Annotated in this window: 7 protein-coding genes; 1 reads left to right on the plus strand and 6 read right to left on the minus strand. The window is 72.1% G+C overall.

Annotation, left to right across the window (positions count from 1 at the left end):
- Window positions 1–13: 13 nt before the first annotated feature.
- From C1I93_RS29055 to C1I93_RS29080, 6 genes are all read right to left on the minus strand, one after another.
- Window positions 14–412, minus strand: coding sequence for a Fur family transcriptional regulator (locus C1I93_RS29055; protein WP_111246452.1), 399 nt, complete (start codon window positions 410–412; stop codon window positions 14–16).
- A complete protein-coding gene (locus C1I93_RS29060; protein WP_111246453.1) occupies window positions 409–708 on the minus strand; it encodes an ArsR/SmtB family transcription factor in 300 nt (99 codons plus the stop codon). Before C1I93_RS29060 ends, C1I93_RS29055 begins: the two co-directional genes overlap by 4 nt.
- A gap of 37 nt (window positions 709–745) precedes the next feature.
- On the minus strand, window positions 746–1,615 hold the full coding sequence (locus C1I93_RS29065; RefSeq protein WP_111246458.1) for a metal ABC transporter permease: 870 nt from the start codon (window positions 1,613–1,615) through the stop codon (window positions 746–748).
- Window positions 1,612–2,376 (minus strand): metal ABC transporter ATP-binding protein, encoded by a 765-nt coding sequence (locus C1I93_RS29070; protein ID WP_111246454.1) that lies wholly within the window; start codon window positions 2,374–2,376, stop codon window positions 1,612–1,614. The genes C1I93_RS29065 and C1I93_RS29070 overlap by 4 nt, the downstream gene beginning before the upstream one ends.
- Window positions 2,373–3,341: a metal ABC transporter substrate-binding protein gene (locus C1I93_RS29075; protein ID WP_111246455.1), complete on the minus strand. Its 969-nt coding sequence runs from the start codon at window positions 3,339–3,341 to the stop codon at window positions 2,373–2,375. The genes C1I93_RS29070 and C1I93_RS29075 overlap by 4 nt, the downstream gene beginning before the upstream one ends.
- Window positions 3,342–3,469: 128 nt before the next feature.
- A complete protein-coding gene (locus tag C1I93_RS29080; protein WP_111246456.1) occupies window positions 3,470–3,727 on the minus strand; it encodes a hypothetical protein in 258 nt (85 codons plus the stop codon).
- Window positions 3,728–3,756: 29 nt separating this feature from the next.
- On the opposite strand from C1I93_RS29080, the gene C1I93_RS29085 reads away from it, so the two are divergent.
- Window positions 3,757–4,098, plus strand: coding sequence for an antibiotic biosynthesis monooxygenase family protein (locus tag C1I93_RS29085; RefSeq protein ID WP_111246457.1), 342 nt, complete (start codon window positions 3,757–3,759; stop codon window positions 4,096–4,098).
- The last annotated feature ends 63 nt before the right edge of the window (window positions 4,099–4,161 follow it).

Genomic DNA, 4,161 nt, shown 5'->3' on the forward strand with positions numbered 1-4,161 from the left:
TAAGAGACAGGGGTCAGGGGGTGCAGGTGGGGCAGGTGCCGAAGATTTCCAGGGTGTGGCTGACGTCTGTGTAGCCGTGTTGGGCTGCTACCCGATCGGCCCAGGTCTCCACGGTGGGGCCGGCGACCTCGACCGTACGGCCACAGGCGCGGCAGACCAGGTGGTGGTGGTGCCCCTCGCTGCACCGGCGGTAGAGGTGCTCGCCACCCGGCGGGCGCATCACGTCGATCTCGCCCGCGTCGGCCAGGCCCTGCAACGTGCGGTAGACCGTGGTCAACCCGACCCGCTCGCCCCGGTCGCGCAGCATCGCGTGCAGATCCTGGGCACTGTGGAAGCCCTCCACCTCGGCCAGCAGGGCGCTTACCGCCGAACGCTGGCGGGTGTTGCGGACGGCGGCGCCGCTCTCGCTCATGATCCCTCCCCGGCGTGGCTGACCGCGTCCGCCACGATGTGCGCGACGTGCTCGTCGACCAGGGCGTACGCGATCTCCCGGCCGCGCCGGGAACCGCGCACCACCCCGGCGCCGCGGAGCACCCGCAGATGCTGCGAGACAAGCGGTTGCGCCACGCCGAGCGTGTCCACCAGTTCGTGTACGCAGCGCTCACCGCCGGCCAACTCGCTGACGATGGCCAGCCGGATCGGTGCCGAGAGGGCGCGCAGCAACTCACTGGCGCCTTCGTACGCGTCGTAGCCGGATCCGCTGGTCACCTTGCAACGGTAACCAATACCAGCGCGAAGCCTGTGATCAGGACCCGCCCAGCACCACCTCGTGCGGCTCGGGAACCGGCGTGGGCTGGGGGCGGGACCGGCGGATCCGGCGCCAACCGGCGGCCAACAGGGTGACCACGACGAACGAGGCGATCGCGAGCACCACCACCGAGGCTCCGGGCGCGGTGTCGGCGACCGCCGCCATCCAGATGCCCGCTCCGGCGGCGAACAGGCCGAGTGCCATCGCTGCCGCCATCGTGCTGCGGAACCCCCGGGTGACCTGCTGCGCGGTGGCCACCGGGACGACCATCAGCGCGCTGATCAGCAGTACGCCGACGGCGCGCATGGCGATCGTCACGGTGATCGCGGTGGTGATCGCGAGCAGCAGGTTGAGCGCACGCACCGGCAGGCCGGAGACCCGGGCGTACTCCTCGTCGTGGCAGACGGCGAAGAGCGCGGGGCGCAGCAGAAGCATCGTGACCAGGACGGCCGCGCCGAGCACCGCGATGGTGATCAGGTCTTCGGGGTGGGTGGTGGTCAGCGCCCCGAACAGGTACGCGTTGAGGTTCGCGCTGGTGCTGTCGGAGAGCCCCACCAGGACCACGCCGCCGGCGATGCCGCCGTAGAAGAGCAGTGCCAGGGCCAGGTCGCCGGAGGTGCGGCCACGCTCGCGGATCAGCTCGATGGCGACCGCTCCGATGGTGGCCGCGACCACCGCCATGAGCACGGGCGAGGTCTGGAAGAGCAGGCCGGCACCGACGCCGGTGAGCGCGACGTGCCCGATGCCGTCCCCGATCAGCGCCAGTCGACGCTGCACCAGGTAGATGCCGAGCGCCGGCGCGGCCAGACCGATGATCAGCGCACCGAGCAGGGCGCGCAGCATGAAGTCGTACTGGAAGAGGCTCACCTTGCGCTCCACAACCCGGCGGGTTCCTCGGGACCGTGCGGGTGCACGTGGTCGTGGTCCGGCGCCGCGTGGTGACCGGCCGGATCCGGCACCGCGCCGTCGTGCGCGATCACCCCTTGGTGTACGACGACCGCGCGGCTGATCAGCGGTCGCAGCGGACCCAGTTCGTGGGCGACGAGCAGGACGGTGCCGCCGCCGGCGGTGAAGTCGCGCAACGCCCCGGCGAACGCCTCCTGGCTGACCGCGTCGACCCCCGCCGTCGGCTCGTCGAGGACCAGCAGCTCAGGCCGGCCGGCCAGAGCGCGGGCGATCAGCGTGCGTTGCTGCTGCCCACCGGAGAGGGTGGCCACCGGGTCCTTCGCCCGGTCGGCCAGGCCGACGGCGCGCAGCGCCTCGGCGACCGCCTCCCGATCGGCGCGCCCCGGCGGGCGCAGGATGCCCCGGCGGGCCAACCGGCCGGCGGCGACCACCTCGGCCACGGTGGCCGGTACGCCGCTGCCCGCGCCGAGGCGCTGCGGGACGTACCCGACGCGGTGCCACTGCCGGAACCGGCGCGCCGGCCGGCCGAAGAGGGTCACCGAGCCGGCGCTGAGCGGCACCAGCCCGAGCACGGCGCGGACCAGCGTGGACTTGCCGGAGCCGTTGGCGCCGAGGATCGCGACCACCTCGCCGGCGGTCACGGTCAGCGAGACGTCACGGAGCACGGGGCGGCCGTCGTACCCGGCCACCCCGTTCGTGACGGAGACCACGTCAGATGTCACGGGCAGCTCAACGCCGTGCGAAGGGTTTCGAGATTGGTGCGCATCACCGAAAGGTAGTCCCCACCGTTCTCCGCGGACAGGCCCTCGATCGGATCCAGCACCGCGGTCTGCGCGCCGACCTCCCGGGCGATGGTCTCGGCGACCTTGGGGCTGACCAGCGTCTCGAAGAAGATGGTGGTGGCCTGGTGCTCCCGGGCCTCCTCGATGACCTCGCCCAGCCGCTGCGGTGACGGCTCGTCCTCCGGCGAGAGCCCGGTGATGCCGATCTGTGCGAGCTGGTACTTCTGCGCCAGGTAGCCGAAGGCGGTGTGGCTCACCACGATCTCCCGGCGCTGGCAGCTCTTCAGCCCTTCGGTGAACTCGGAGTCCAGCCGCTCCAGCTCGGTGCGGAGCGTGGCGGCCCGCTGGGTGTAGTCCCCGGCCCGGTCCGGGTCGACAGTGCCGAGCCGCTCGGCGAGCTTGTCACCGATGGTGGCCAACCGGGTCGGGTCCAGCCACACGTGCGGATCCTTGGCGCCGTCGGACGACTCCTCGGCGTGCTCGCCCTCGCCCTCGCCCTCGTGGTCGTGGTCGTGGTCGCCGGCGGCGGCGTCCAGCAGGGGCTCGACACCGGCCACGTCGAAGGCCCGGTCGCCGGCGTTCTGCTCCACCGCCTCGTCCAGGGCGGGCTGGAAGCCGTGCAGGAAGACGACGAGTTCCGCCTCGCTGATCTGCCCGACCTGACCCGGGTTGAGTTCCAGGTCGTGCGGTTCGGCACCGGGTCGGGCCAGGTTCGTCACCGTCACGGCGTCACCACCGATCCGCTCGGCGAGGAACTGCAACGGGTAGAAACCGGCCACCACGTCGACCCGGTTCGGGTCGCTGCCGCCCGAGCCGCCGTCGGTCGAGCAGGCGGTGAGGCCGGCCAGGGTCAACACGGTGGCCGCGGTGACGGCCAGCGAACGCGAGGTCGAGCGGAAGGTCATGCGACAAACCTTCCGCGTAACGAGAATGATTGTCAAAAGCGCATGCTTGCATGCCGGCGGCGGTCGGGTCATCCCACCGGGTGCCGGCTCGGCCGGCGGCGGGTCGGCGGGATGGTCGGCGGCGGCGGTCAGAGCAGCTTCACCAGGCCGACGGTGACCAGCATGGTCAGCACCAGCAGCCGGATCGCCCGGGTCGGCGGCGTCTGCACCCGCCAGGTCGTGATCAGCAGAGCCGCGACCCCGGCGGCGAGCAGCAGCATCAGCAGGCCGCCGACCGGGCCTGGCGCGAAGAACGCGACAAGCACCAGAGCCAGCGTGACCAGGAACACCGTCGTGGGGTTGGCCCGGGCCAGTCGGGCGGCGATTCCGCTCTGCGTACGCTGCATTCCACAGACTCTACGAGGAGGAGGCTCCGGTGCTGGTGACCAACCGGTTCGTGGTCGACGAAGAGGCCAGCGAGGCGTTCACCGGCCGGGCCCACGCCGCCCTCGCGGCGCTCGCCGCCCGGCCCGGCTACCTGCGCGGCCAGTTGGTCCGGGCGCTGGACGACCCCCGGCACTGGTGCCTGGTCACCGAGTGGGAGTCGGTAGGCACCTACCGCCGGGCCCTCGGCGGCTTCGATGTCAAGGTCACGGCGGTGCCGCTGCTGGCCGAGAGCATCGACGAGCCGTCCGCGTACGAGGCGTTGGCCACCGCTGCCCCGGACAGCGACGTGGTGGTGGTCGCCAGCGATCGGGCTGTGGGTCCTTACCGGTGAGTCGCCGGGCACTACGCTGGCTTCCATGACCGCTCCCGGACCGGCAGCCCCACCGCCCCACCC

Origin of the sequence: Micromonospora endophytica (assembly GCF_003236305.1) — a bacterium.
GTDB classification, from domain to species: domain Bacteria; phylum Actinomycetota; class Actinomycetes; order Mycobacteriales; family Micromonosporaceae; genus Micromonospora; species Micromonospora endophytica.

Excerpts from the sequence above, each read along its gene's own strand:
- C1I93_RS29055 (WP_111246452.1), bottom strand. The coding sequence starts at position 412 with ATGAGCGAGAGCGGCGCCGCCGTCCGCAACACCCGCCAGCGTTCGGCG.
- C1I93_RS29075 (WP_111246455.1), bottom strand. The coding sequence starts at position 3,341 with ATGACCTTCCGCTCGACCTCGCGTTCGCTGGCCGTCACCGCGGCCACC.
- C1I93_RS29080 (WP_111246456.1), bottom strand. The coding sequence starts at position 3,727 with ATGCAGCGTACGCAGAGCGGAATCGCCGCCCGACTGGCCCGGGCCAAC.